Source organism: Bacillus salipaludis, from assembly GCF_004358205.1.
In genome coordinates this window covers 53,775-79,784 of record NZ_SMYO01000008.1, presented here as the reverse complement: position 1 = coordinate 79,784, position 26,010 = coordinate 53,775, and the positions used below count along the sequence as shown (strand labels likewise).

Genomic DNA, 26,010 nt, shown 5'->3' with positions numbered 1-26,010 from the left:
CATGCCAAATATGAAGAAAATCACCCCAATGTTTGATCCGTGGGAAGCTTATTTAGATGTTGAGCAATATGGAAAACTTTTGTTAAGTAATATTGAATTCACGACAACGACCCTTTGTAATATGCGCTGCGAGCATTGTGCAGTTGGATATACCTTACAGACAAAGGACCCAGAGGCACTTCCGCTTGAATTGCTCCTGCAACGGTTAGAGGAAATTCCGATGTTAAGATCGCTAAGTATCACGGGCGGGGAGCCGATGCTTTCTCTTTCTTCGGTGAAAAATTATGTGGCGCCAATTTTAAAATATGCTCATGAACGCGGTGTTCGAACACAGATTAATTCCAATTTAACATTGGATTTAGATCGTTATGAATTAATCATTCCACACCTGGATGTATTACATATATCACACAACTGGGGAACGATAGATGACTTTGTAGAAGGAGGCTTTGCCAGAATGGAAAAGCAGCCTGATTACAGTCAACGAGAAAAATATTTTGAAAGAATGATAGAAAACAGTCGTGAAATCGTAAAGGCGGGAGTAATGGTATCGGCGGAAACGATGTTGAATAAACGTACCCTGCCACATTTAGAAAAAATCCACCGGCAAATTGTTGAGGAAATGCATTGTCAACGTCATGAAGTGCACCCGATGTACCCCAGTGATTTCGCAAGCAATCTCGAGACATTAACACTGGATGAAATTAGGGCGGCGATCCATCATTTACTAGACATTAGAGATGAAAATGTGTGGATGCTGTTTGGGACGCTGCCATTCTATCCTTGCAGTCATAACCAAGCGGATTTGGATCTTTTGCGGCGCCTTTACGAAAGCAAGAATGTTACCGTGAGAAATGATCCTGACGGCCGTTCACGTCTAAATGTAAACATTTTTAACGGTGATATTATTGTCACAGATTTTGGCGATACCCCGGCGCTTGGAAATATTCAAACGACAAGGCTTGAAGATGCCTATCAAGCTTGGCAAGCTTCAAGTATCGCAAATGAATTAAATTGTCACTGTCCGGCTGTTTCATGCCTTGGTCCGAACATCTTAGTGAAGAACAGTTATTATAAAGAGCTTGATTTTACTACTTTAGATGCAAAAATAGCAAAATAGCTATTAGAAAAGGCCGTATGTTTTCACATGCGGCCTATGCTGTATGCTTTAAAAACTTTGGCTGATAGTGGACAGCGGCAAATAAAATCAACCCACTAATAATAAGTAAGGCGCTTGTACTGATGAATACGGCGGAATATCCAAAGGTTCCGGAAATAAAACCACCGAGCATCGGGCCGATAATATTTCCAAAAAAACGAAAGCTTGTATTATAACCAAGCACTTCTCCTTGCATTGCAATCGGTGCCTCTTGCCGGATATAAGCAATTCGGGTCGGAACAACGCCGCCGATCAAAACGCCAAGAACAAAACGGATGAAAACTAGCTGCCAAAATTGTGTGACAGCCGCCCCTGGTAAATAGATGAACCCTGCCGCCAAGAGGAGGATGATTAAGATTTTCGTATATCCGTACTTGTCCGAGATTTTCCCCCATCTTTTCGTCATCATCAAGTTTCCTAGGCCAGCAGCGGAGAAGGCAATTCCTGAATACAATGCGACATTTGTTTTTCCATGCAGGTCACTGACAAATAAAGAGAGAATCGGCTGAACACTAAAATGAGCAATCTGTTCAAGCGATGAAAGTAATATAACCGTAAGAAAAACAGGGTTTTTTACGATATGCATTAAAACCTCTTTACTTGAGTAATGAGATTTCGTGCTTTTGCTGGTTTCAATGCGGAACTCTTTGGTGAAAATAACCAACAGAGCTGATATGAAAATGGAAATGGATGTCCATTTAAATGAGGTTGCATATCCAAGTGAATCCGCTAGAACGCCCCCAAGCATGGGCCCCAATAACGAGCCGGTAATACTGCCTGTCTGAAGTGTCCCCAATACTCTTCCAGCGATTTTTTTGGCGTCTGTGTTGAAATGTATGCCTGGGACATGGAAATAAAACCAGAGAAAAACCCCATGAAGAAGCGGAGCATAAATAATTGAAAAACAGACTGAGCAAATCCCATTAGTAAGATGGAGGTTCCCATACCTACTCCAGAATAAATGAGAATTTTTTTCCTGCCAAACCGATCGCCAACTTTCCCCCAAATAGGTGAAAAGATAAAAGCGGACACAAAGGTGATTCCAAAAGTTAATCCAGACCAGTGTTGTACATACCTTTCTGAAAAGTTCCCCATCGACTCAATATATAGTGAAATAAAAGGCAACACCATCGTCATACTGCCGCCAACAAAAAAGTTGGCAAACCACATAATCCTTAGGTTTCGCTTTGCACCTTCCTGTTGATACACGATAAATAGCACTTCTTTCTAAAAATATTTCGTTTATCTAAATATTATAGTGCCGAATTAAATTTTATTACAGTTAAAATTCAATTAGAAAAGGACGTCCTAATTGCTAAGGCAAAATCCATATTACCGTTTGCGAAAGGTCTTCATGGGAGGGATGAAGGCCAAAAGTCTGAGGGTGCATGTTGGAAAAGGTCTTCATAGGAGGGATGAAGACCAAAAGTCTGAGGGTACATGTTGGAAAAGGTCTTCATGGAAGGGATGAAGACCAAAAGTCTGATGGTACATGGTGGCAAAGGTCATCATAGGAGGGATGAAGATCAAAAGTCTGAGGGTAAAAAATTATTCTATTAGAAATATTCAAAACACTATTGACAATTTGGTAATAGGAGTTAAAATAAGTTTATTATAAAAACTAGATTCATATAATATTGCGTTCTCTTATCAAGAGTGGCAGAGGGACTGGCCCGATGATGCCCAGCAACCGTTCCTAATTGGAATTGGTGCTAAATCCTGCAAAACAATTACTTGTTTTGAAAGATAAGAGAGGAGAAATCTCTTTTTACTAGTGATTTAAACCTCTCTTTTTAGAGAGGTTTTTTTATTTTAAAAAAGAGACCCTCCATCTTGGTATAGGACAGCAATAGAAAAAGGGGGAGCATTTCGATGAGGAAAAATCTATTAAAAAGTACACTCGTTTCAGCACTAGCAGCTACATTACTATTATCAGGCTGTGCTTCAGGGAGTACGACAAAGCAAGCAAGCGGAGACAAAAATGTTTCATTAAAAGGTGTACCAGCTGTATATGCGAAGGGAAATCATTTTAAAATTAAGGTCATCCGTAAAATCGGTGGAGACGATCATACAGCACAATTTTTAGCTGGTGCCAAGCAAGAAGGGGAAGCACTTGGCTTCCAAGTCGACGTATTTACCGCTAATGGCGATACAGCTAAATTCCATGATGCGATTAACCAAGCATTGGACCAAAACTATGATGGTTACATTATTTCTCATGGAGATGATGATGCAACCGTCAATGATGTGAAGAAGATTGTTGAAAAAGGGAAAAGCGTTGTTACCTTCGACTCAAATCCAAAAATTGCGGATGTGGATGGTGTCACGTTAACTTCTCAAGATGATGAAAAGTTAGCGCAATTAACCCTAGATCAATTAGTAAAAGAAACAAATGGAAAAGCCAATATTGCCTATCTTTGGGTCGACGGATTCCCGGCAATGGTTAGAAGAAATAAGATTTACCAAGATGTTCTTAAGAAAAATCCTGGTATTAAAGAAGTGGACCGTTTTGGTGTAGCGGCTGCTGATACAAGTGTCCAAACGCAAAATGCAGTTGCCGCAATGTTAAATAAATATCCAAAAGGAAAATTAGATGCGATTTTTGCCACATGGGATGCCTTCGCGATTGGTGCCGCACGTGCTCTTAAAGAAGCAGGACGTGAGGAAGTGAAAATCTATGGAATTGACGTTTCAAACTCTGATTTACAAGAAATTCAGCGTCAAGGCAGTGCTTGGAAATATACGGCTGCCGTTGACCCTAAATTGATTGGTGCAGTCGATATGAGAATTTTAGCTAAAAAACTAGCAAAAGAGGAAACACCAAAAAAATATGACCTTGAAGCATCGCTTGTATCACAAAGTGATCTGCAAAAGTCCAAGCAGCCAGTAAACATGGTAAATCTTGCAGAAATCATCCCTGGATGGGGTCAATCTAATGCATTTGAAGAGGATTGGATGAAGACACTAAAAGATCATTACAAGAAATAATGCAGTTCTGATCACACTCTCTTTTTCAGATGATGAAGAGAGTGTTTTCTTGAAAGAGGGAGACCATTTTGGCGAAGACAACACTAGAAATGAAAGACATATCAATTGAGTTCCCCGGGGTAAAAGCATTAAATCATGTTCATTTTACAATGGAAACAGGAAAAGTCCATGCTTTGATCGGGGCGAATGGGGCTGGTAAATCAACTTTAATGAAGGTTCTTTCCGGTGCTTACAGCCACTATACAGGTGAAATAGCGATAAATGGCCAGAAGCAGGACATTCGGTCGCCGAAAAAAGCACAGGATGCGGGAATTCAAATAGTTTATCAGGAAGTAGATACTGCACTTATCTCCTACTTAACGGTTGCCGAAAATATTATGTTGCTTGAAACGGTTCACAGCATGGGTAAAAAGCAGTTGATTAAATGGACAGAGCTCCATGAAAAAGCGGCTGCAATATTAGCAGGCATGAATATTGAAATTTCTACGAAAAAGCTAGTAAGCGAACTGACACTCGCGGAAAAACAAATGGTCCTAATTGCACGGGCGATCTCCCAGCAATGTGAATTTTTGATTTTAGACGAGCCGACAGCACCATTAAGCCATACCGAAACAACAGAGCTGTTCCGAATCATCCGAGATCTGCAAAAACAAAATGTCGGGATTATTTTTATCTCCCACCGCCTTCCGGAAATATTTGAAATCTGCGATGAAATTACCATTATGAGAAACGGCGAATGGGTCGCGACCGAAAGAATAGCGGATACCACGCAAAATAAAGTTGTGGAGAAGATGCTGGGTCAAAAATTGGAGGAGCAGTTCCCCGAACTGCATACTCAAATTGGAAACACTGTACTTGAGGTAAACAGCCTTTCAGACCAAGATAAAATACGCGATTTATCATTACATGTCAAATCGGGAGAAATTGTCGGGATTGCTGGTTTAGTAGGGGCAGGAAAAACCGAGCTGTGTAAGGCGTTGTTTGGATCGGAAAAATTGACCACAGGTGAAATTATTTTACATGGCAAAAAGCTGAAATTGCGCAGTCCACATGATGCAGTGGTAAATGGAGTAGCGTTAGTGCCGGAGGAAAGGCGCAAAGAGGGGATTCTAGTCCTTGAGTCCGTTGAAACGAATTTAACCGCTGCAAATTTAAACCGATTTACGAAAGTATTTGGTTTTGTTGATCGAAAAAAAGAGAAGGAAAATGCTAAACAATTCATCCAACGCCTCGGAATTAAAACGCCATCAGAGGATACCAAGGTACAAAACCTTTCTGGAGGGAATCAGCAAAAAGTTGCGATTGGGAAATGGCTTGTTGCTGAAGCAGATGTTTATATTTTTGACGAACCTACTAAAGGGGTAGATGTCGGGGCAAAGAAGGATATCTTCGATTTAATTGCGGAATTGGCGAAACGCGGGAAAGCCATCCTTTATGCAACATCAGAGTTATCTGAAATCATCGGCATCACGAATCGGGTCTATTGTTTATATGATGGACAGGCGGTAAAAGAATTGGAAACAAAAACAACAACAGAAGAAGAGCTTTTATTCTATTCAACAGGAGGCAGGTAATAATGGAACCAAAAATACAATCAAAGCCACAAGAGAAAAAAACATTTGACCTGTTTCAGTTTTTTTATAAATATGGAACAATCATCACGATTGTTGCTTTAATCATTATTTTTTCGGCCGCTAATTCTAATTTTATTCAAGGTAGCAATATCGTTAATATCCTTCGTTCGATTTCAATTGTGACGATTATTGCGATTGGGATCACAATCTCGTTATCCGTTGATGGGTTTGACTTATCGGTTGGGTCCGTCGCATCGCTTTCCAATGCTATCGTGATTTCAATGTTTGTTTGGTTTTCACAAAATACATTGGTTGCGATTATCTCAGCAATTGCCGCTTCTATTGTGGTCGGAGCCGTGAATTCCTTCATGATTGTAAAAATGCGGATTCCAGATATGCTGATGACGTTGGCAACAATGTTTATCATTCAAGGGACAGCGTTAACCTATACAAAAGGGGCAACCGTTTCGCAAAACATGGTGATGCCGGATGGCACAATGGCAGAAGGTCTCATTAGTCCATTTTTTGCAAAAATTGGTGAGGTTCCGTGGATCATTATTATCATGGCTGTGGCGGTTTTAGTTGTTCATATTTTTTTAAACTATACGAAACATGGACGCTACATGTATGTAATTGGCGGGAATAAGGAGGCAGCGAGGCTTTCGGGGATTCCGGTTAATAAGTATAAGGTGGCAGCCTACCTGCTTTCAGCTCTTTTTGCTTCGATTGGCGGGATTGTTCTTGCCTCTCGTGTCATGACATCGGAGATCAATTCCGGGGCTCCATATTTGATGGACTCGGTTGCTGCAGCATTTATTGGATTTTCTGTTCTTGGTGCAGGGAAAGCGAATGCCTTTGGAACTTTTATCGGAGCTGTTTTGATTGGGATTCTTCAAAACGGACTCGTTATGTTGTCTGTTCCTTATTATGCAATGGATATCGTTAAAGGAACTGTGTTAGCTTTTGCGCTAGCGATTACGTACTATAAGCAAAAAGCATAGATGATTGTATTTGACCTTTTCGTGTTGGCGAAGAGGTCTTATTTTTTTATAAATTGGCACAATAAGGGGATAGGAGGGATTGTTGTGGAAAACTATGAGGTGTTTTTGCGCAGTAAAAACTGGATTGACAATGATTTGGATGCAAGGTACATCAATGTAAACCATCCCTATGCCATTTTAGTTTCCGGTGAGGAAGGCCAGGTTACCTTAAGAGGGAATACAGGTGTTGATAACGGACAGAACGGGGAAGAGATTTTCAGTTTCAATTCTTTGAGAGAGCTCCAGGAATGGCTTGAAAACAATATTGGCGAGTGACTTTTCTACTGGGGAAAGCCGCTGGTCTTGCAAGGGGTCGATGAAGGACGAAATTGTTGAAGAAATGGTGAAAACGTCCTTCATAAGAGGGATGAAGGACGAAATTGTTGGAGAAAAGGTGAAAACTGTCCTTCATAAGAGGGATGAAGGCCGAAATTGCTGAAGAAATGGTGAAAACGACTTTCATAAGAGGGATGAAGGCCGAAATTGCTGGAAAAATGGTGAAAACGTCCTTCATGAGGTTGATGAAGGCCGAAATTATTGGAAAAATGGTAGAAACGTCCTTCATAAGAGGGATGAAGGCCGAAATTGTTGGAAAAATGGTAGAAACGTCCTTCATAAGAGGGATGAAGGACGAAATTGTTGGAAAAATGGTGAAAACGTCCTTCATGAGGTTGATGAAGGCCGAAATGGTTGGAAAAATGGTGAAAACGTCCTTCATAAGAATTGAAGATTGCTTATTCACATAATTTTGATTTAAACTGTAATTTATCTGAATGTTAAAGGATAAATGGAGAGATTGAATGGAAAATCGAGCATCACAAACCTATGAAATTATGGAAGTATGTCTTCTTGCAGGGAAAATCATGCTCCAGAGCGGCGGGGAGACCTATCGGGTAGAAGATACCATGATGCGAATTGCCGCTGCCTTTGGAATAGAAAATTCCCATAGTTATGTAACGCCAACAGGGATCATTTTTTCAGCAGAAGGATCGGAACCTACGAAGACAAAACTTATTCGGATCTCTGAAAGATCCACTGATTTAAAAAAAGTCGCGATGGTCAACAGTATTTCACGCAGAATTAGCAGCGGGGAAATAGGTCCAAAAGAAGCGCTAAAATTACTAAAGGAGCTTAACTCGTTAACCTTAACGTTTCCGTTCATGGTTCAAGTGGCGGCGGCTTCCATGGCAAGCGGCTGTTTTATGATTATGTTTAACGGGGGCTGGAATGATTTTATCCCGGCGATGATCGCAGGCGGTCTTGGCTATTTAAGCAATATTTACTTTCACCGTTTTGTACCCATTAAGTTCTTTTCTGAGTTCCTTGCTTCCTTTGTAATTGGTCTGCTGTCCTTCTTATTTGTAAAATTAGGAATCGGTCATGAGTTGGATAAGATTATCATTGGCTCTGTTATGACCTTGGTTCCCGGACTATTAATTACCAATGCTATCAGAGATTTGATGGCCGGCCATTTAGTGTCAGGACTATCAAAAGGGGCCGAAGCATTTCTAACAGCGTTTGCTATCGGATCAGGTATTGCAATCGTCCTGTCATTTTTATAAAAGCAAGGAGGGCAGAGGATGAATATTTTAGCACAATTAATTACAAGTTTTATTGCGACGGGTGCTTTTGGAATCATCTTTAATGCTCCCAAAAATACGTTAATTAAATGTGGTCTGATTGGCATGGGAGGCTGGCTTATTTACTATGTCATAGAAGATTATTTTGGAGATGCAGTTTTAGCGACTTGGATTGCAACAATATTTATTGCCGTGGTGAGTCATGTACTTGCGAAATTTTACAAGACCCCCGTGATTATTTTCAGCGTAGCCGGGATTATTCCTCTCGTTCCCGGAGGACTTGCTTATGATGCGATGCGTAATTTTGTGGAAAATGATTATAACCAGGCTTTAGGAAATGCAGCCAATGTATTGATGCTATCAGGAGCAATTGCTTTTGGTTTGATTTTTTCAGAAGTACTAAACCAGGTGATTCGAAAAATAAAACTTCAAAGGATGAAGCTTCGAGGATAAATTCTTTTGCTATAAAAATGGCAAAGGCAGAGGACGAATGCCCTCTGCCTTTTTTGCTTTAACCCTCTGTGGGGTTGTTATCGTAACTTGTGAATGGTTGCCAATGATATCAGCCATCGCAAGGTAAAAATTTATTTAGATATGATTGTTTTTATATACCAATTGCCGCGGTTACTGTTCCACTGATGGTTTTCCCTAAACGACGTAAGCCCTACCTCTCTTACATCCTTACGGCTCCGAAGCCGATCCAGTGTGAATAGTTTCTATTAAAACATAAGCAGAATGCCAGAAAAAATTCTTACATTGCGTTCTTTTCTAAATTCCAAGTTACATAATTTGTAAAGCACAAGACATTATTTTACAGGTGAATGTTGTTTTTGTCAAATATAAATTTGAAAAAGGCTGCTGGAACCATTATTCAGCCTTACTATGAGATAGGAGTCCTGTCTTAAGTGTGACCCAATAACTGAACACAATCACCCCAATTAGACCCAGGCTAATAAAGACCCCCATCCTTTGTGTGGCATGAAGAAGACCACCTGAGACTGCTATAATGATTAAGGCAATTCCTAAATAGGAGGTAAATGGATATCCAAACATTTTAAATGTTTTTGAGGTATCGCTTTTCCGCAATTTAATTTGGGACGAAAGAATAATCGTCCAGTTTAAAATCAGCATCACACCTGCCGCCGTTGTAATGTACTCGTATATTTTTCCCGGTAAAATAAACGATAGACCAAGGGAGGCGGCTAAAGCAATACCAGTTAAAAACAATGCTTTCACCGGAGTACCTCGCCCGTTTTTCTTTGCCAATCCTTTCGGTGCATCGCCATCTTGAGCAAGAGAGATCAAGATATTGGTCACGGAAAAAAGTGCACCAATCATGGTTGAAAATGCAGCACTAATAATAATGAAATTAAGAATGGTATCAATAAAAGGAATATGGAAAACGGATAAGGAAGTAACAAAAGGGCTTTTGGATTCATTGATTTTCGTCCACGAAACTATATAAAGGACAAAGAAAATCGATAAAATATATACAGATACAAGGGCGATCAGCATGCTGCTGCCGGCCTTTGGCACTTCTTTGCGATTTTTCAATTCATTTGATGCAATTCCCATGATCTCTATTCCGCCAAAGGAAAAAAACACAAAGATTAAAGCAGACCACATTCCTTTCATTCCTGTTGGCAGCATATGATGAAAGTCAGTAAATCCCCTTAATGGAGTTGTTGGCGGGGATATGAAATGAAATAACAGAAAGGCACCAAAAAGAATGAAAATTACGAGCGTAGATAATTTAATCATCGCAAACGTCGATTCAATTTTTCCAAAGTTTTTAACCCCTAATAAATTGATTCCAAAGGCAATGACAACATAGGCAACGGTAAAAATCCACAAGGCTATGTGGGGAAACCAAAAACGGGTGAAGGTTCCAAGCGCGACTGCCTCGCTTGACATAATAAACACACCAGATAGCCAATACATCCATCCCGAAATAAACCCCATTGAGTTCCCGAAGGCATTTTTCGCGTAGGTTCGAAACGAGCCGGGCTGAGGGTCCCTGACGGTCATTTCTGCAAGCGCGCTAAAAACAAAAAAGGCCGTAAACCCGGCAATTAAGTAATTAAATAAAATGGAAGGACCGGCTGTTTTAATGGATAGACCCGTTCCAAGAAAAAAGCCAGCTCCGATGACCGAACCAATTCCAAGAAGAGAAAGCTGCCACCAAGCGAGTTCAGAGGATTTTCCCTTTTCCTGATTTTCTAACTTTTTATGGGCGACCGTCTGCTTTATCACCTGATCATTGTGCATATTAACTCCCCTTTCTGACATCATATTTCGCTGATAGCATTCCCTGTATGAGGCTTTTCATTTAAAGGAATAAGCTTTTAGGAACTATATTTTGTATATACCCAAAAGTTTTCCTCTAAAGCGACTTAGGAGAGATACTTTTTAAAAATAAAAACCAGTGCAGATTTTCCAATGATATAATATCCTTAGAAAAATAAGGAAAGTGGATGGTTATAGAAATCCTAGAAGAAGGTAGAAGTGCCTTCTTTTTAGGTGGAAAAGGAGAGGGACACATGCTGTTTTTTCGAAGGCTGTTTCTAACAGCTTCCCGGTATCGATACCGGACTGTCCTCATTTTTACTATTCTTTTTATTTTTATCAACGCTGAGGTTATGAGGGTTATTGAGCCTAAAACCTTTGAAAATACTTTGCATGCCGTATGGTGGATTTTAACAACGATGACCACTGTCGGGTATGGAGATGTCTATCCGTCTACCACCTTAGGGAGAATCTGGGCAATGGTTATTGTTTATACGGCGGGTATTGGTTTATTTGGAACGGTGATTGGGCTGATTGTCGATAGCTTATCCCAAATCAAAAAAATGAAGGAGGAAGGAAGAATGGCATTCAGAGGGGAGGATCATTTCGTTATTATTGGCTGGACAACAAAAAGTAAGAATACCATCCAAGAACTTTTTCTAGGCGGCCCCAAAACGGAGATTGTCCTGATTGATGAGTTAGAGAAAACACCGTATGAACATGAACGGTTTCATTATATTCAAGGAAGTCCTACGGATGAAGAGACATTAAGAAAAGCGAAGATTGAAAAATCGAAAGCTGTCTTGTTATTTGCTCCGGATGGGGTTACGAATCCGGATTTGGCTGATGGGAAAACCTTGCTTGTTGCCTCTTCCATTGAACGATATGATGAGGGCACGGAAAAAAATATTTATACGATTGCAGAGATTTTGAATGAAAAGCATGTGGGTAATTTTGAACATGTCAAAATCGATGAATTTATTTTATCGCATGAATCGGTCTCTAATTTGATGGCGAAGTCTGCTCAGAATAAGGGAGCAAGTTATCTGTTTACGCAATTGTTGAGCCGCCAGGATGGGGATGAAGGCAGTGATCTTTGGGAGGTAGACGTTAAACCGGAATGGAGAACGTACGGTGAGGCTTACGAATCCCTTAAGGAAGCGGGGGCACAGCTTATTGCTGATCGAAAGGATTTAAACATTCTAAAAAAATGGAACGAGCCGATTCCAAAAGAGGCCAGGTTATTTGTGATCTGTGATCGAAAAACATTTCAAAAGCTTTAAGAGAAGGTGGAAGGACAAATTTATGTACCGGGTTAGTTAAAGTGTCCTTCCAAAGCAGGTGGAAGGACAAAAATAGAAGCAAGCCCAGTAAAAATGTCCTTCCAAAGCAGGTGGAAGGACAAAAAAAGAAGCAAGCCAGTAAAAATGTCCTTCCAAAGCAGGTGGAAGGACAAAAAAAGAAGCAAGCCAGTAAAAGTGTTCTTCCAAAGTAGCTGGAAGGACAAAAATTGAAAAAGGTCCATTAAAAATGTCAATCAAAACTAGTACGTCAAACATCCAGCAATCACAAGCCCAATTGAAACCGATAAAAACATCAGAAAAAGTCCGACTGCTTGATTATCTTCTTCAATACTTTGCGTAACATTGAAACGGGGCGTGAGCCATTCCGCTAAATAAAACACAATAATCTGTGCCAATATTCCAACTGCACCCCACAAAGCCATATCCGTAAGGGAAATAGAATTGGCAACAGTTGAATATAGAACAATTGCAAGGCCTAAGAGTCTTCCTCCGAGCACATAACTGGCTGCTTTATTTCCTTTTGCCATTAAGGAAAATTCCTTAACCTTCGTTGTGATTTCCATTAAAAATAGCCCCACCAGCAAAAGAACAAGTGAAACCGCTAAATAACTTAAAAAACTTACCATAAACAATCCCCCTAATCTTTAATTCCCACAGGTAAGAAATACGATTCATTCCCAGTGATTTTTCCGCCGGCGCGAATCCCGATGCTGCTCGGTTTACCGCCAATCAAGAAGGACCCAAACACATAAGAAAGTTCCTCCATGCCCTTTTCTGTTTCAAGCGAAACGGTTGGAAGTGGTACATACGCTTGGTAGATGGGCAATTCTTCCGCAAAGGTTTGAAAAGTATTTTGTACTTTAACTGAAGAATTCTTCTCCCAAATCGTCACGGTGTCTCCTTCTCTCCCAAACGATGGTTTTTGGACAAACTCCTGTTTTCCAATAAAAGTGTCCGGTTCTAAATAGGTTGGCAGCATATATTCTTTAACCCAGTATTGTTCTTCTTCGGTATAAAACGCTCTATTCTCGGCAATTCCCCAAATTAAGCTTTGAATAGATTTAGGCTGAAGCAGAAAAGCCGAAACTGGGTTTAAAATTGCAATTTTTCCATCTTTGGCAAGCTGCAATAATTCAATTCCGACATAATCGCCCGTTCTTGGATCACGGTCCTCCACCAAGTGTTCAAGGGGATAGGTTTGACGGTACAGAACATCAATTGGAATACCGTCACAATCAAGTAAGGCATCTTCCGTTATACTAAGCTCTGACATTGGCAAAATCTTATTCTTTACTTGGCAGAGTCCACTTAAATATTGGGTTGTATTCCAATCCTCTATATGGTCGTCATGAGCGGTAAAGACCACATTTGCTGATGGATTCCCATTTGTTGCATCAAGCACTGCCCTTGTAATTCCGGAGGAAAGAAGTTCTTCTTGTCTGCGATTAGGATCAAGATAACCAAACTCCGAGCAAACTTTTCCATTGATTTGAAAGCATTCAGCGATAAACGTCGGAGTATCACTATTGAACTCAAGCATTTTGAATCCATTTTTGGTTAAAGCAAAATCAAATCTTCCGATAACTGATTCAGGATAAAGAGTCTTCATTCGAATGAATGGCAAACATGAATGTGGGAAACCAAGCTCGAGAAGCTGTTCATCGGTAAGAGTACGAAGAAGCTTAGCTGTTTTGAAAAAGATCTTCCCCATCCGTTCTGTTGCTTCACGAAGAAGCATGTGGGTTTGATCTGTGATTTCGAAAATATGGTAGAGACTATATTCTCCTCCATACAGGTCTGACCAAAAGGAAGGAAATTTTGAATAAAATTGCTTTCGTTTTTCTTTATAAATGGACATGCTTACCCTCCAAATCCGCCCCTTGACCCGCTTCCGAACCCACCTTTAAAACTGGAGGAGGATTTATAAGATTTATAGGCAGATGATTTATGTAGGGCCGACTTGCTCTTAAAGAAACTACCCCCGTGGTAATAATGATGATAATAGCCTGAATGGGTATCATCACAGCGCCAAACCCCTTGGTTGTCATCCCAATCCCAATCGGCACAACGATTATCATCCGGTTTAGGTGGCAGGTCCTGTGAACAACCGGATACCGTTCCAGCCACTAAAGAGGTAAGAACCCCCGTTATTAACCATTGTGTTTTTTTCACTGTCTCACCCCTTTTTTAATCTATTTTTATTATAGAAGGAATGGTGAGGAAAACAATGGTAAAATTGAAACAAAAAAGAAAGAGGGATGAGGATGCGGCTGGAATATCGCCTTGACGACCAGGATTTGAACTATCCTGCATTATGGAGCTACCAGGACATACCGATAACGGAAACTGTAGCAAGAATGACATGTGACTTTTTTGTCAAAGAAGGCCGGACATATGCCGTAACGGCCACTGCCATGGATCCCGATGGTATGGCGGTTCTTTATGTTAAAAAAGAAGATTACGTAAACGAAGGAACAGAGCAGAGCTATTCCTATATCGGTTTTGAGATTAGAGAACTTAACCCATCAGGGACAAAGCTTTTAGATAGCAAGGAATTATGGGGACATGAAGAAGTGTTGTCCAGCCTGCATTCGGATTTTATTTATATTCAAACGGATGGGATGTTTCTCGAATTTGCTTTAGATTCAAGAGAAATTGATGAAGACCGAAAATGCTATATTTACTATGGGAATTTTACCGGCAAGAGTCGTTAACCGCAAAAAAGTATACCTCATGTAAAAAATTTCTTCGTTTTAAAGGAATGGAGAAATTTTTGTCGAATAACTGAGAATATAGTTGGTTTTTGGGGGAATACGGCGATGCTGGCGGAAAGACTTCTTTTGAATTTGTTAATCACAATTGCACCTGTCCTAATTTATAGCGTTCTTTCAGACAAAAATAGAAAAATGAACTCTCCTATTCTTAGCGGTACGCTGCAAAGTTTAGTTGCCCTAACCTGTATGATCTTTACACATGCAAACTATGGATTTCATTGGGACCTCCGTTACGTCCCTCTCGTCCTCTCTTTTCTTTACGCGGGACCGAGAGCCGGAGGGATGGTTTTAGGAACCCTTGTTGTGACTCGAATCATTATGGGAGGAAACACCATTTATTTTGGGCTCGCCATTACGCTATTAACTGCTTTACTATCATTTATAGCTGCGAAACGGTTTTGGAAATTATCTCCTAATAAAAGGGTGCTTATTTCAAGTGTAATTGGCTGTTGGCCCCTGCTGCTTTGCTTTGTTTCATTTAATACCTACCACTATTTTCAAGGGGCCCCACTCAAAATAGTTCTTAATATTCCAGATATTATTCTTATCGGATTTATACATACTCTTGCTATTATCATCACTTCAAAGCTAAGTGAAAATGTGATCGAACGAAAAAAGATGAGAGAGGAAATTATCCGGGCTGAAAAGCTAAATACGTTAGGGGAACTTGCTGCCTCTATTGCCCATGAGGTGCGGAATCCATTGACGGTTGTGAAGGGATTTTTACAATTGATGCAAAAAGAGGAACAGGGTAAAAATTATGAATACTTTTCCCTTGTTTTGAGTGAATTAGGACGTGCTGAATCCATCATTAATGATTATCTAAATTTCGCGAAACCTAAATTTGAAAAATTAGAGAAGTTTCAACTGGCAGATGTTCTCTCAGAAGTCGTTATGCTTTTGGATCCGCTTGCGGTAAAACAAGGGGTGACGCTTAAAAGTGAATTTAACCAAAATGATTTCTCGCTGTTTACAGATCGGAATCAATTAAAGCAAGCACTGGTTAATTTGATAAAGAATGCAATTGAAGCTACTCCAGAAGGAGGGAAGGTTGGGATTCAGTTCAAGCATGATCATCAAAATGCTATTATTTTGATAACAGATACCGGCAAGGGAATGACACATGAGCAGCTCTCAAGGATTGGAACCTTATTTTATACGACAAAGGATAAGGGGACTGGACTTGGTACATCTGTTTCATTACGAATTATTGAAACCATGAATGGGAAGGTGTCCTACAAAAGTCAACCTGGAGTTGGCACCGAAGTAAGAATGATACTGCCTGCGGGTAAAAAGGAAGAAGTAACTATATAGTCTAACTGGCCCTTCATATGAAAGGTCAGTTTTTTTATAAAAAAGCTCTGTTAAACTTAGTTGTTGATTTCCGCACCAGGATGCTCACCTGTCCCGCTTCTCCCGCATGACATTGAATTACATCCCCGAATCCGCCCACGCACGATGAAAATGCGATAGCATTTTCGAGGAGTCTCGCATTGTCCATTAACACAGCCTAAAAAAGAATTATTTCGGTAATAGAAATTATTATAATAATATAATGAAGATAGAAGCAAATATAGTGAAAACGCAATCATTCCCTGTTAAAAACCCTTATAAAAGGGAAATTCTGTTTTGGTATTATCTACAAGTTGTTTTATTTTTCAAAATATATTGCTTTTTGTGATAATAAATTATATTATTTCAATATAAATTTTTGCGAAGTATTTATTCGGAACATTTCGACATTTGTCGAGGAGGTAAACACAATGGATTTATTTAGAAAGAAATCAATCCAGTCCTTAATCAAAGAGGTTGGACAAAAAGATATAACCTTAAAAAAAGAATTAGGTGCCTTTGATTTATCGATGCTGGGCATTGGAGCCATCATCGGAACAGGTATATTTGTATTAACTGGAGTTGCTGCTGCAGAACATGCAGGACCAGCACTCATCATCTCTTTTATATTATCTGGTTTAGCTTGTGTGTTCGCAGCACTTTGTTATGCGGAGTTCGCTTCAACAGTCCCAGTATCAGGAAGCGCCTATACGTATAGCTATGCGACATTTGGTGAAATCATTGCCTGGATTTTAGGGTGGGATTTAATTCTTGAATACGGACTTGCCTCATCGGCAGTTGCCAGTGGTTGGTCAGGTTATTTTCAAGGGCTTCTTTCCGGTTTTGGCATCCATTTTCCAAAAGCTATCACAAGCGCCTACGATCCGGCAAACGGAACATTTATCGATGTCCCGGCTATTATTATTGTTTTCTTTATTACTTTCTTATTAACGCAGGGTGTTAAAAAGTCAGCTCGTTTAAATGCGATCATGGTTATTATAAAGCTTGCGGTCGTTGTACTATTTATCGTTATCGGCGTATGGTATGTTAAACCATCTAACTGGACACCGTTTATGCCATTTGGTTTCTCAGGCGTTGCAACTGGTGCCGCAACTGTTTTCTTTGCTTATATAGGGTTTGATGCTGTTGCAACAGCGGCAGAGGAAGTAAAAAACCCACAGCGCAATTTACCAATCGGAATTATCGCTTCGTTAATTGTTTGTACGGTTTTATACATTGCTGTATCGGCCATTTTAACGGGTATTGTTCCATATCAACAACTTGATGTAAAAAACCCAGTAGCATTCGCACTTAACTTTATCCATCAAGATTGGGCGGCTGGCCTCATTTCACTTGGTGCAATAGCCGGAATAACAACGGTTCTACTCGTAATGATTTATGGACAAACCCGTTTGTTTTATGCAATCAGTCGTGACGGGTTATTACCAAAAGTTTTCTCAAAGGTTAATAAGAAAACGCAAACTCCAATGATGAACTCATGGATTACCTGCTTCCTTGTATCCATATTTGCAGGATTAGTGCCGCTGGGTAAATTAGCTGAGCTTGTTAACATCGGAACATTATTAGCGTTCATGACCGTTTCAATCGGGATTTTATATCTACGTAAAAATAATCAAGGAGCTTCAAAGGGTTTCCGCGTTCCATTCGTACCATATGTACCAATCATGGCTTTCATATTCTGCGGATACTTGGCATTTCAGCTTCCAGCAACATCATGGATTAGCTTTGGAGTGTGGCTTGTGATTGGATTAGCTGTTTACTTCGGTTATGGACGCAAGCATTCCACATTGAATAGCAGTGTAAAGGAAATGAGAAAAGTTAGTTAGTTCTACAAAATTGCGGAAAGGACCTCAAAAAAGAGGTCCTTTTTCCTATGCACTAAACATTGAAAAATATGTCGAAAATCATCGTATAATTAAAATTTCTGTCGGTAATTTTTATAATAGATGGTAGAATAGTAGGAAAGATAAATCAAAATCTATCGCGTTTCTTAAGTCATTGGAGGATTTTCAAATATGAAAGAGGGCTTCAGAAATCAAAAGTTAATATTTGAAGAGAAAAAAGCCATTAAATTATTTTTGTGGTTGTTTTATATAATCTATTTTTCATTTGATTTTTTTTATGATTATATCTATTCTTTTTCGAATGAAAAGGAGTTGAAAGACCTTAATGATGGTTTAGGATTATGGCAATATTTTTTATTATCTTCTTTGTTGCTCATTGGAGTTTATTTTATTAAAAAAGGAAATCCGTACATTGTAAAGTATCTGTATATTTACGGTTATATATTTTTTGATGTAATTGATTGTCTTATTACATATCTAGGTACATCAAAGCCATTTGCCAGTGGAAATATTGTAGAGATTCTATTCATTGTTTTTTCACCAGTTTTCGTTAATAAAAAATACTTTTGGACAGTTACTCTTAGTATGATTGGAAAAGATCTTTTTTTGGGTTTAATCCTGCATGACTATCGTGCGCTTTTTCCAGTCTTGATGTTTTTCATCATAGGTGCTATTGCTTTTATTCTATTAATAAGATTTAACTCCTATATTGATTCCTTAACGAATGTTTATAATGAACTTCGTCAAAAAGAGAAATTGGCAGTAATCGGTCAAATGGCTGCCGCAATAGGCCATGAGATTCGGAATCCATTGTCTTCGTTGAAAGGTTTTACGCAATTACAAAAGGAGAGATACCCAAATACAAATGACCACTACCCCATTATGATTCAAGAGATTGACCGCATTAATTCAATTGTCAATGATTTGATGTATCTGGGAAAACCAAAAAGAATTAAATTCGACAGAGCAAGAATTGAAGAAATAATTGCTTATACGTTATCAATTACTCAGCAACAGGCCAAAAACCAGAATGTCATACTTGAAACGGTTATAGAAGGGCCATTGCCAGCAATAGAATGTGATGAAAAACAGTTGAAACAAGTTTTTATTAATTTAATAAAAAATGCAATTGAATCAATGCCTAATGGGGGTAAGGTGAAAATTAACGTAAAAGAAGCAAAGGAAGAAAGCATGCATATCTCGATCCAAGATGGGGGCTGCGGAATTTCTGAGGAAAGCCTTTTAAATTTAGGTGAACCTTTTTACACTACCAAAAAGGAAGGAACTGGCCTTGGTCTGATGGTTACGAATCAAATTATTAACGATCATTTCGGGAATCTGAACTTTCTTAGTGAATTTGGTATAGGGACAAAGGTCGAAGTAGTTCTACCAATTAACCAAAATTTGAAAAGATAGGGTGAAATTTAGTCCATATCTGTCTTTGGGCAATTTATCCTATTTGTTCAAAAATATTTCTACAAAAATACAAAAATTCATCTCTTATTTGTATTCTTCTATTAAAATAAATGATTTATAATGTAGAAAAGTGTTGGAATTTAGGTGTTGTTCAGCTAATTGATTTCTCTCTTCTACTATAAGTTTTAGCATCCATTATGTGAGGTAAATATATGAAAAAAAAATTAATAGACCCCAACATAAGAAATGAAGAGGGCCGAACATTAAAATGGTTTCTTGTATTGTTTTATTTTATCTCCATTGCGTATGATTTATCTTTTCGAATAATTTCAATTTATGATCCGAAATTTAAGAATGATAATCGAGATTTCCTAGGTTTATGGATTTATTTATTCATGTTTGCATTAATTCCAATTGCTTACTATTTATTTAAAAGACAAAAGGTATACCTAATAAAATATATCTATTTTATTACCTATACAAGTGTATCATTAATAAATGAAATCATTTCCTTTTTGGGGGACCCTACTCATTTTAAAACAGGAAATGTAGTTGAAGTGTTTTGGCTGCTATTATCACCAGTATTTGTCAGTACCACTTTTGTTAAGGTGGTAACGGTCGGTTTATTATTAAAATACATTCTTGATGGGATAATCATCCAATCTCCAGTTGTTCTTTTGCCAGTTTTAATTGTAGCTATTTTTTCAGTACTTTCATTCATTATCTTATATAGATTCAAATCGTATGTAAAAGCAATAAAAACTTCTTATGATCAACAAATAGTGGGTATTGTAAAAGGAGTTATTGCGACTCTCGAACTTAAGGATCCTTATACAAGAGGGCATAGCGAAAGGGTTGCCAGCTATGCATTAGAGTTGGCAAAAGTAAGTGGGAAATTTTCAGAAGATGAGTTGAAGTCTTTTAATTATGCTTGTCTACTCCATGATATTGGAAAAATTAATATCCCAGACCAAATATTAATGAAGCCTGGTATGTTAACGAATGAAGAATATGAAATTATAAAGTCTCATACCATTGTGGGAGCCGAAGCTGTCTCCAAGGTGGTGGGTTTAAAGAATAGCATTTCTGTCATACGTTCCCATCATGAACGTTGGGATGGAAAGGGGTACCCGGATCAATTAAAGGGTAAAGAAATACCTTTTCTCGCAAGGATATCCGCCATAGCAGATGCTTTTGATGCTATGACCTCAACAAGATCGTACAGATCAGCTTTATCAGTTGAAGAAGCAAATAGTAGAATCTTAGAGGGAAGCGGGACACAGTTTGATCCTGAATTAGTTGAAGAATATAAAAAAGTATTACCAAAATGGAAAACCATTCATAGTAAATTGAATGATGGATTAGGACATAATAATTTAAACATACATGAAGAAAAGACAAAGGTAAGGGGGGTGACCTCATGAAGATCCGGAAGTTAAAAAAAATCAAAACTACCTGCTGGTGGTGTATCTTTATGCCTTGAAAAATGTTGGGTGCTAGCTTTTTAGCTAAGCATCCTTTTTTATAGATTAAAAGTAAAAGGGTGGTTAAATGAGCGTTAGCTATTCTTCTTTGCTCAAATTGGTCGCGATCGAAATTCATAGAGATAAAAAACATTATATTGTTGAAGATCAAGCTTCAAGTGAGTTTTATGAAATGACGGAGATTTGTATTGATGCGATTCATTTAATTAGCCAGGAAATACCGTTAGGAGAAATCGAGCATCAACTTCGCACGAAATATCCTAATGAAGACGTGGACCTGATTAAATTTGTTGACCAGTTAACCTCACTAAATCTAATAGCAGAAATTGATGGAGTAAAAATTGAGTGTAATCAAAGGGAAAAAGAAGATTTAGGATTTCTATGGATTCCCTCAAAAATTGGGAGAATCTTTTTCAATCGGTATGCTTATTTTATTTATTCGCTTTTATTTTTTGTTAATATCATTCTTTTAATCATAAATCCTTCTTTGTTCCCGCACTATAAAGATTTATTCGTTCTTGATTCGATGTCTTTAATTTTACCGCTGTTAATTGTACTAAGGTCTCTTCTTGTTTTAATTCATGAATTTGGACATGTTATGGCATTACGTTCATATAATATGCCTGCAAAAATAAATGTGGGACACCGATTATTTCTTTTAGTATTAGAAACAGATATGTCCACGGTATGGAAATTACCAGCAAAGGATCGGAATAAGTTATTTTTGGCAGGTATCTGTTTTGATACAGTTATCCTATTTTTTGCTTTAGCAGGTCAACTGTTTTTTTCCCCCACTCTAGGGTTTTTCCTAAGCCTAATGAAAATTGTTGTTTTAGATATCTTTTTTAGAATGGTGTATCAATGCTGTATTTACATGAAAACAGATTTTTATTACCTTTTCGAGAATTGTTCGGGCTGCTATAATTTGATGGAAAATGCTCAAGGGCTGCTGAGGGGCCTTATACCGTTTGGAAAATCACTTACCCCTGGTGAAATTCTTTTTGAAAGCGAAAAAAAGACTGTAATCAGCTATTCCATTTTATATTTTATAGGGGTAGGTTTAACTGTATTTTTATATATTTTTTATTTCATTCCGGAATTGTTTTATTCGATACAGGAAGTAATCCCAGGCTTTAAAACATTCCCTTCAAGTATAAGCTTTTGGGATTCAACTCTCTTCATCTTACAGATTGCATTGTTCTTTTACCTGCTCATCAATTCCTGGAAGGGAAAATACCTTCAAAAATCACAAATGTGACAGAGTTTTGTCAAAATCCATATTTCTAAGGGTTTTTCCCCCTGAGGATGGGGGAGTTCCCCTATATTTGAAACACTAACGTTTTTCTTACAATAAGGTAAGACAAAACGTTAGTGTTATTTTTTTTTAGGAGGAGCTTGAAATGGAAGCGAAACTAGTAGCAAGTAAAAAACAGGAACGCTCGGTCAATGATGCGTTTGCATCCCATTTTGCGAAATCAGTCTTTTTAACTGTCGTCGGACTAGCGATTTTAACCTTTATCGGAACAAGAATGTTTACCCATATTGACTTAAATTTATACGGATACATGGTGGGAACCCTTGTCTTTATTGGTGGCTTTTTCTACCGATTTATTGCCTGGGGAGAAAGACCGCCAACCAAAATCATCATTAAAAAAGGTTTAAAACTGCTTTTTAGAAAAAGCACAGCGAAAACTGCAGTCAGTCATTTAGCGATTTACGATTTTATCCGGAATCGGGGAATTTACCGATGGGTGCAACATATCTTAATTGGCTGGGGCTGTGTGCTTGCGTGTCTTGTGACCTTCCCGCTCGTATTTAGCTGGATGTACTTTACGATGGAAGACAACGGCTATTATAATATTGTGCTTTTTGGAATGAATGTCATGAAGGTTCCCGCTGAAGGGATTATCGCCTTTTTCTCTTATAACGCACTGAATATTGCAGCCATTATGGTCATTTCAGGTGTTTGCATGGCGCTTTACCGCCGTTTAAAAAACATGCAGGCAAGAGCAGAGCAAAAATTCATGTACGATTTCTTACCGCTTTACCTATTATTGTTTATTTCGATTACAGGTCTGTTATTAACCTTTCAAAACATAGTATTACATGGCTGGATGCAGCCGCAAATGTCCTTAATCCACCAATTTTCAGTGATTATCACATTAATCTATTTACCATTCGGAAAGCTTGCTCATATTCCTTTCCGTCCAATGAGCGTTTTTGCAAGAAATTACCGAGAACATTATGGAGAACAGCATATGAAAGAATGTAAAGTGTGCGGAGATCATTTTGTTTCAGTTGAACAATCAAACGATGTCATTCAAGTTTTAGGAGTCAATGAAATCGAATTTAATATGGAAGACGGTTTTAATCTTGCTGAATTGTGCCTGCCATGCCGCAGAAAATACCGGATTGCAAGATTCTCAGGATTCCCAACCCACCAAGTGAAGGTCAAGGAGGCAAACCAGAATGCAAAGGGATAAGTTTTTTAGAGAAATTGAAAATGTACGGCACCCTAACGAAACGTTAATAAAAACACATTGTGCTTATTGTGGAATGCAATGTGGAATGAATTTACGTGTAAATACAAAAACCAACAAAATCATTGGGGTAGAACCTCGTTATGACTGGCCGGTAAACGTTGGTAAAATGTGTCCGAAGGGAGTAACCGCCTATCAACAAACGAATCATGCGGATCGAATCTTAAAACCGTTAATTCGTGATGATGCTTCATTAAAAGGAACGCAAGAAGGCTTCCGTGAAGCAACTTGGGAAGAGGCATATGACCTAATCGCAAAGAAATTTACCGAACTGCAAGGAAAGTATGGAAAAGATACATTATCTGTATTTAGCGGTGTATCGATGACAAATGAAAAATGTTATTTAACAGGAAAGTTTGCAAGAGTAGCCCTTCAAACAAGATATATCGATTATAACGGACGTTTCTGTATGTCCAGTGCAGCAGGTGGTTTCTTACGTTCCTTCGGAGTGGACCGCGGTTCTACATTACCGTGGACCGATATCCATGAAACAGATTGCTTGTTTATTGCCGGAAGTAACACAGCTGAATGTCATCCAACCTCGATGTTCCGTGTCTGGCATGTACAGGAAAGAGGCGGCTACTTGATTGTGGCTGACCCTCGTGAAACACCAATTGCCAGAAGAGCAGATGTTCACTTAGATTTACGTCCAGGAACAGACTTAGCACTGGCCAATGGAATTTTAAATCTGTTGATTCAAAATGGTTATGCTGACGCGGAATTTGTTAACAACCATACCAATGGTTTTGAAGAAACAAAAGAATTAGTTAAAGAATTTACTCCTGAATATACAAGTCAAATTACTGGTGTTGCAAAAGAAAAGATTATCCGTGCCGCTGAAATTTACGGCAAAGCACCAAATGCAATCGTCATGTTCGCGCGTGGAATCGAACAACAGCATAAGGGAGTAGACAATGTTTCAGGTTACACCAACATGGCGCTTGTAACAGGAAAAATTGGTCGTCCAAAATCAGGTGTTGCAACGTTTACTGGTCAAGGAAATGGTCAGGGTGGCCGCGAACATGGTCAAAAATCAGACTTATTGCCGGGATATCGCAAGCTAACCAATCCGAAGCATGTGGAAGAAGTATGTCAGGTATGGGGCATTACCCCTGATGAAATGCCGAAGCCAGGGGTTTCAGCAGTGGAAATGTTTCAATTAATGGAGCAAAAGGAAATTCGTGCTCTATACTTGCTTTGTTCGAACCCGGCCGTTTCTGCTCCAAATCAAAACTTTATTCGAAAAGCGTTAATGAGCCTGGATTTCATGGTTTGTGCGGATTTCTACTTATCTGAATCAGCAGAATATGCGGATGTTGTCCTTCCTTCCGTCACCTGGTCAGAAGATGAAGGAACGGTAACCAATCTTGAAGGCCGGATTATTAAAATTAATAAAGCGCAAGAGCCAATTGGTGAATCGAAGCCGGACTGGCAAATGCAAGTGGAACTTGCTGAAAAGTTGGGTAGAGGGAAGTATTTCTCGCATTTAAAAACTGCTAGAGATGTGGCAGATGAATTCCGTTTAGCCTCAAAAGGCGGTTATGCTGATTACTACGGAGCAACATGGGATAAAATCGACAAACAAGATGGTGTTTTCTGGCCTTGCCGAGATGAAAAGGACGCTGGTACACCACATATGTTCCTAGATAAGAAGTTTTATCACCCAGACGGAAAGGCAAAAATTTGTGCCCTTCCATACCGCCCGCCTGCTGAAGAGCCAGATGAAACCTATCCGTTACGCTTAACAACAGGACGTGTTGTTTTCCATTACCTATCGGGTAATCAAACGAGAAGAATTCAATTCTTACGCGATATGTGTCCTGAGCCGTATGTGGAGGTTCATCCTGAAACAGCGGAAAAATATAACATTCAACATGAAGAATATGTCCGCCTCTTTACCCGTAGAGGTGAGGCAGAATATAAAGTGAAAATTACGGAAGCGATTCGAAAAGATACGGTGTTTGTGCCTTATCATTTTGGACACGATAAATCTATCAATCTATTAACGATTGATGCGCTTGATCCAATCTCCCGTATGCCGGAATTTAAAGCATGTGCAGCACAGATTGAAAAACTAGAAATGAAGAAGGTGCAATAAATGGTGAAGAAGAGGTTATATTTAGAACTTGAAAACTGTATAGGCTGCCGCTCCTGTTTAGCGGCTTGTACACAGTGCGGCGGGCATGAACAGCGCAACAGAAACTATGTTTACGATGTGAATCCGCTAGTCAATCGCCAGACAATGCCTCTTATGTGCCTTCACTGTGTCAATCCGGCGTGTGCAAGAAGCTGTCCGGCACAGGCGATTCAAATTCATGAAACAGGTGCCGTGCTTTCGGCACTTGTGGAAAAATGTATCGGCTGCCAGAACTGTACGATTGCCTGTCCGTATGGAATACCAAAGTTTGATACAGAGCAGAATTTAATGTATAAATGCGATCTTTGTATCGATCGGACGAAGGATGGGATTCCGCCAATGTGTGCTAGTGTCTGCCCATCGAATACATTGCAATGGCTGACAGATGAAGAAATTGAAGCAAAACAAAAGCAATTTAATTTAGATAACGGTAAATGGGTAACAAGCATGCCTTATTTAGAAGGCGAAACAAATGTAAGAGTGAATCTCCCTGGTATCTTGCAGGGTGTCACGAAACTGTTTTAGGAGGGA

Annotated in this window: 23 protein-coding genes, 1 pseudogene and 1 riboswitch; of the genes and pseudogenes, 19 read left to right on the top strand and 5 right to left on the bottom strand. The window is 39.0% G+C overall.

Translation table 11 applies throughout. The features are described 5' to 3' along the window. The first annotated feature begins 1 nt into the window (after position 1). Complete coding sequence (gene yfkAB, locus E2K98_RS17515; protein ID WP_133336342.1) at positions 2–1,120, top strand: radical SAM/CxCxxxxC motif protein YfkAB; 1,119 nt, start codon at positions 2–4, stop codon at positions 1,118–1,120. A 34-nt stretch (positions 1,121–1,154) separates the two neighbouring features. On the opposite strand, the pseudogene E2K98_RS17510 reads toward yfkAB, so the two are convergent. Beyond that, positions 1,155–2,329: pseudogene (locus tag E2K98_RS17510) on the bottom strand (MFS transporter). Positions 2,330–2,803: 474 nt separating this feature from the next. Next, positions 2,804–2,912: riboswitch (SAM riboswitch) on the top strand. Between the two features lie 119 nt (positions 2,913–3,031). Here E2K98_RS17510 and E2K98_RS17505 point away from each other — a divergent pair. The 8 genes from E2K98_RS17505 (at position 3,032) to E2K98_RS17475 (ending at position 8,794) form a co-directional block, all read left to right on the top strand. After that, positions 3,032–4,147, top strand: coding sequence for a sugar ABC transporter substrate-binding protein (locus E2K98_RS17505; RefSeq protein ID WP_133336340.1), 1,116 nt, complete (start codon positions 3,032–3,034; stop codon positions 4,145–4,147). Positions 4,148–4,236: 89 nt separating this feature from the next. Continuing rightward, positions 4,237–5,721 carry a sugar ABC transporter ATP-binding protein gene (locus tag E2K98_RS17500; RefSeq protein WP_133336774.1) on the top strand — a complete coding sequence of 495 codons (1,485 nt, stop codon included), beginning with the start codon at positions 4,237–4,239 and terminating at the stop codon, positions 5,719–5,721. A 2-nt stretch (positions 5,722–5,723) separates the two neighbouring features. Beyond that, positions 5,724–6,722, top strand: coding sequence for an ABC transporter permease (locus tag E2K98_RS17495; protein ID WP_133336338.1), 999 nt, complete (start codon positions 5,724–5,726; stop codon positions 6,720–6,722). An 84-nt stretch (positions 6,723–6,806) separates the two neighbouring features. Then, positions 6,807–7,037: a hypothetical protein gene (locus tag E2K98_RS17490; RefSeq protein ID WP_133336336.1), complete on the top strand. Its 231-nt coding sequence runs from the start codon at positions 6,807–6,809 to the stop codon at positions 7,035–7,037. 40 nt (positions 7,038–7,077) lie between these two features. Further along, positions 7,078–7,200, top strand: a complete 123-nt coding sequence (locus E2K98_RS32070; protein ID WP_268884109.1) for a hypothetical protein — start codon at positions 7,078–7,080, stop codon at positions 7,198–7,200. Continuing rightward, positions 7,181–7,507 carry a hypothetical protein gene (locus tag E2K98_RS17485; protein ID WP_133336334.1) on the top strand — a complete coding sequence of 109 codons (327 nt, stop codon included), beginning with the start codon at positions 7,181–7,183 and terminating at the stop codon, positions 7,505–7,507. Before E2K98_RS32070 ends, E2K98_RS17485 begins: the two co-directional genes overlap by 20 nt. Positions 7,508–7,561: 54 nt before the next feature. Next, the gene (locus E2K98_RS17480; RefSeq protein ID WP_133336332.1) at positions 7,562–8,323 is read left to right on the top strand and encodes a threonine/serine exporter family protein; all 762 of its coding nucleotides are present in this window, start codon (positions 7,562–7,564) and stop codon (positions 8,321–8,323) included. A gap of 18 nt (positions 8,324–8,341) precedes the next feature. Continuing rightward, on the top strand, positions 8,342–8,794 hold the full coding sequence (locus E2K98_RS17475) for a threonine/serine exporter family protein (RefSeq protein WP_026573137.1): 453 nt from the start codon (positions 8,342–8,344) through the stop codon (positions 8,792–8,794). 414 nt (positions 8,795–9,208) lie between these two features. On the opposite strand, the gene E2K98_RS17470 is transcribed toward E2K98_RS17475, so the two are convergent. Then, the gene (locus tag E2K98_RS17470; protein ID WP_133336330.1) at positions 9,209–10,609 is read right to left on the bottom strand and encodes an amino acid permease; all 1,401 of its coding nucleotides are present in this window, start codon (positions 10,607–10,609) and stop codon (positions 9,209–9,211) included. A gap of 206 nt (positions 10,610–10,815) precedes the next feature. Here E2K98_RS17470 and E2K98_RS17465 point away from each other — a divergent pair, with 206 nt between their 5' ends. Continuing rightward, positions 10,816–11,910 (top strand): ion channel, encoded by a 1,095-nt coding sequence (locus E2K98_RS17465; protein WP_133336328.1) that lies wholly within the window; start codon positions 10,816–10,818, stop codon positions 11,908–11,910. Positions 11,911–12,170: 260 nt separating this feature from the next. On the opposite strand, the gene E2K98_RS17460 is transcribed toward E2K98_RS17465, so the two are convergent. Genes E2K98_RS17460 through E2K98_RS17450 form a run of 3 tightly spaced genes read right to left on the bottom strand, consistent with a single transcriptional unit; the run spans position 12,171 to position 14,103 of the window. Further along, positions 12,171–12,557: a DUF350 domain-containing protein gene (locus E2K98_RS17460; protein ID WP_133336326.1), complete on the bottom strand. Its 387-nt coding sequence runs from the start codon at positions 12,555–12,557 to the stop codon at positions 12,171–12,173. 11 nt (positions 12,558–12,568) lie between these two features. Further along, complete coding sequence (locus E2K98_RS17455; RefSeq protein WP_133336324.1) at positions 12,569–13,789, bottom strand: glutathionylspermidine synthase family protein; 1,221 nt, start codon at positions 13,787–13,789, stop codon at positions 12,569–12,571. A gap of 2 nt (positions 13,790–13,791) precedes the next feature. Then, on the bottom strand, positions 13,792–14,103 hold the full coding sequence (locus E2K98_RS17450) for a hypothetical protein (protein ID WP_133336322.1): 312 nt from the start codon (positions 14,101–14,103) through the stop codon (positions 13,792–13,794). Positions 14,104–14,195: 92 nt separating this feature from the next. On the opposite strand from E2K98_RS17450, the gene E2K98_RS17445 reads away from it, so the two are divergent. The 9 genes from E2K98_RS17445 (at position 14,196) to E2K98_RS17405 (ending at position 26,004) form a co-directional block, all read left to right on the top strand. After that, a complete protein-coding gene (locus E2K98_RS17445; protein ID WP_133336320.1) occupies positions 14,196–14,645 on the top strand; it encodes a hypothetical protein in 450 nt (149 codons plus the stop codon). 105 nt (positions 14,646–14,750) lie between these two features. Beyond that, positions 14,751–16,019: an ATP-binding protein gene (locus E2K98_RS17440; protein WP_133336318.1), complete on the top strand. Its 1,269-nt coding sequence runs from the start codon at positions 14,751–14,753 to the stop codon at positions 16,017–16,019. A 449-nt stretch (positions 16,020–16,468) separates the two neighbouring features. Continuing rightward, the gene (locus tag E2K98_RS17435; protein ID WP_133336316.1) at positions 16,469–17,884 is read left to right on the top strand and encodes an amino acid permease; all 1,416 of its coding nucleotides are present in this window, start codon (positions 16,469–16,471) and stop codon (positions 17,882–17,884) included. A gap of 189 nt (positions 17,885–18,073) precedes the next feature. After that, positions 18,074–19,318: an ATP-binding protein gene (locus tag E2K98_RS17430; RefSeq protein WP_133336314.1), complete on the top strand. Its 1,245-nt coding sequence runs from the start codon at positions 18,074–18,076 to the stop codon at positions 19,316–19,318. A 212-nt stretch (positions 19,319–19,530) separates the two neighbouring features. Beyond that, complete coding sequence (locus tag E2K98_RS17425; RefSeq protein ID WP_133336312.1) at positions 19,531–20,742, top strand: HD-GYP domain-containing protein; 1,212 nt, start codon at positions 19,531–19,533, stop codon at positions 20,740–20,742. A 127-nt stretch (positions 20,743–20,869) separates the two neighbouring features. Then, positions 20,870–22,060: a hypothetical protein gene (locus tag E2K98_RS17420; RefSeq protein ID WP_133336310.1), complete on the top strand. Its 1,191-nt coding sequence runs from the start codon at positions 20,870–20,872 to the stop codon at positions 22,058–22,060. 142 nt (positions 22,061–22,202) lie between these two features. Further along, positions 22,203–23,285 carry a membrane protein gene (locus E2K98_RS17415; RefSeq protein ID WP_026573148.1) on the top strand — a complete coding sequence of 361 codons (1,083 nt, stop codon included), beginning with the start codon at positions 22,203–22,205 and terminating at the stop codon, positions 23,283–23,285. After that, on the top strand, positions 23,272–25,440 hold the full coding sequence (locus tag E2K98_RS17410; RefSeq protein WP_133336308.1) for a molybdopterin oxidoreductase family protein: 2,169 nt from the start codon (positions 23,272–23,274) through the stop codon (positions 25,438–25,440). The genes E2K98_RS17415 and E2K98_RS17410 overlap by 14 nt, the downstream gene beginning before the upstream one ends. Beyond that, on the top strand, positions 25,441–26,004 hold the full coding sequence (locus E2K98_RS17405; protein ID WP_038539580.1) for a 4Fe-4S dicluster domain-containing protein: 564 nt from the start codon (positions 25,441–25,443) through the stop codon (positions 26,002–26,004). Positions 26,005–26,010 lie beyond the last annotated feature (6 nt).

Bases quoted from the DNA above. Each gene is read 5' to 3' on its own strand.
- E2K98_RS17485 (WP_133336334.1), top strand. From the start codon at position 7,181: ATGAAGGCCGAAATTGCTGAAGAAATGGTGAAAACGACTTTCATAAGA.
- E2K98_RS17495 (WP_133336338.1), top strand. From the start codon at position 5,724: ATGGAACCAAAAATACAATCAAAGCCACAAGAGAAAAAAACATTTGAC.
- E2K98_RS17405 (WP_038539580.1), top strand. From the start codon at position 25,441: ATGGTGAAGAAGAGGTTATATTTAGAACTTGAAAACTGTATAGGCTGC.
- E2K98_RS17465 (WP_133336328.1), top strand. From the start codon at position 10,816: ATGGTTATAGAAATCCTAGAAGAAGGTAGAAGTGCCTTCTTTTTAGGT.
- E2K98_RS17435 (WP_133336316.1), top strand. From the start codon at position 16,469: ATGGATTTATTTAGAAAGAAATCAATCCAGTCCTTAATCAAAGAGGTT.
- E2K98_RS17500 (WP_133336774.1), top strand. From the start codon at position 4,237: ATGAAAGACATATCAATTGAGTTCCCCGGGGTAAAAGCATTAAATCAT.
- E2K98_RS17440 (WP_133336318.1), top strand. From the start codon at position 14,751: ATGCTGGCGGAAAGACTTCTTTTGAATTTGTTAATCACAATTGCACCT.
- E2K98_RS17425 (WP_133336312.1), top strand. From the start codon at position 19,531: ATGAAAAAAAAATTAATAGACCCCAACATAAGAAATGAAGAGGGCCGA.
- E2K98_RS17445 (WP_133336320.1), top strand. From the start codon at position 14,196: ATGCGGCTGGAATATCGCCTTGACGACCAGGATTTGAACTATCCTGCA.
- E2K98_RS17410 (WP_133336308.1), top strand. From the start codon at position 23,272: ATGCAAAGGGATAAGTTTTTTAGAGAAATTGAAAATGTACGGCACCCT.
- E2K98_RS17430 (WP_133336314.1), top strand. From the start codon at position 18,074: ATGAAAGAGGGCTTCAGAAATCAAAAGTTAATATTTGAAGAGAAAAAA.
- E2K98_RS17455 (WP_133336324.1), bottom strand. From the start codon at position 13,789: ATGTCCATTTATAAAGAAAAACGAAAGCAATTTTATTCAAAATTTCCT.
- E2K98_RS17475 (WP_026573137.1), top strand. From the start codon at position 8,342: ATGAATATTTTAGCACAATTAATTACAAGTTTTATTGCGACGGGTGCT.
- E2K98_RS17470 (WP_133336330.1), bottom strand. From the start codon at position 10,609: ATGCACAATGATCAGGTGATAAAGCAGACGGTCGCCCATAAAAAGTTA.
- E2K98_RS17420 (WP_133336310.1), top strand. From the start codon at position 20,870: ATGAGCGTTAGCTATTCTTCTTTGCTCAAATTGGTCGCGATCGAAATT.
- yfkAB (WP_133336342.1), top strand. From the start codon at position 2: ATGCCAAATATGAAGAAAATCACCCCAATGTTTGATCCGTGGGAAGCT.
- E2K98_RS17480 (WP_133336332.1), top strand. From the start codon at position 7,562: ATGGAAAATCGAGCATCACAAACCTATGAAATTATGGAAGTATGTCTT.
- E2K98_RS17460 (WP_133336326.1), bottom strand. From the start codon at position 12,557: ATGGTAAGTTTTTTAAGTTATTTAGCGGTTTCACTTGTTCTTTTGCTG.
- E2K98_RS32070 (WP_268884109.1), top strand. From the start codon at position 7,078: ATGAAGGACGAAATTGTTGAAGAAATGGTGAAAACGTCCTTCATAAGA.
- E2K98_RS17415 (WP_026573148.1), top strand. From the start codon at position 22,203: ATGGAAGCGAAACTAGTAGCAAGTAAAAAACAGGAACGCTCGGTCAAT.
- E2K98_RS17505 (WP_133336340.1), top strand. From the start codon at position 3,032: ATGAGGAAAAATCTATTAAAAAGTACACTCGTTTCAGCACTAGCAGCT.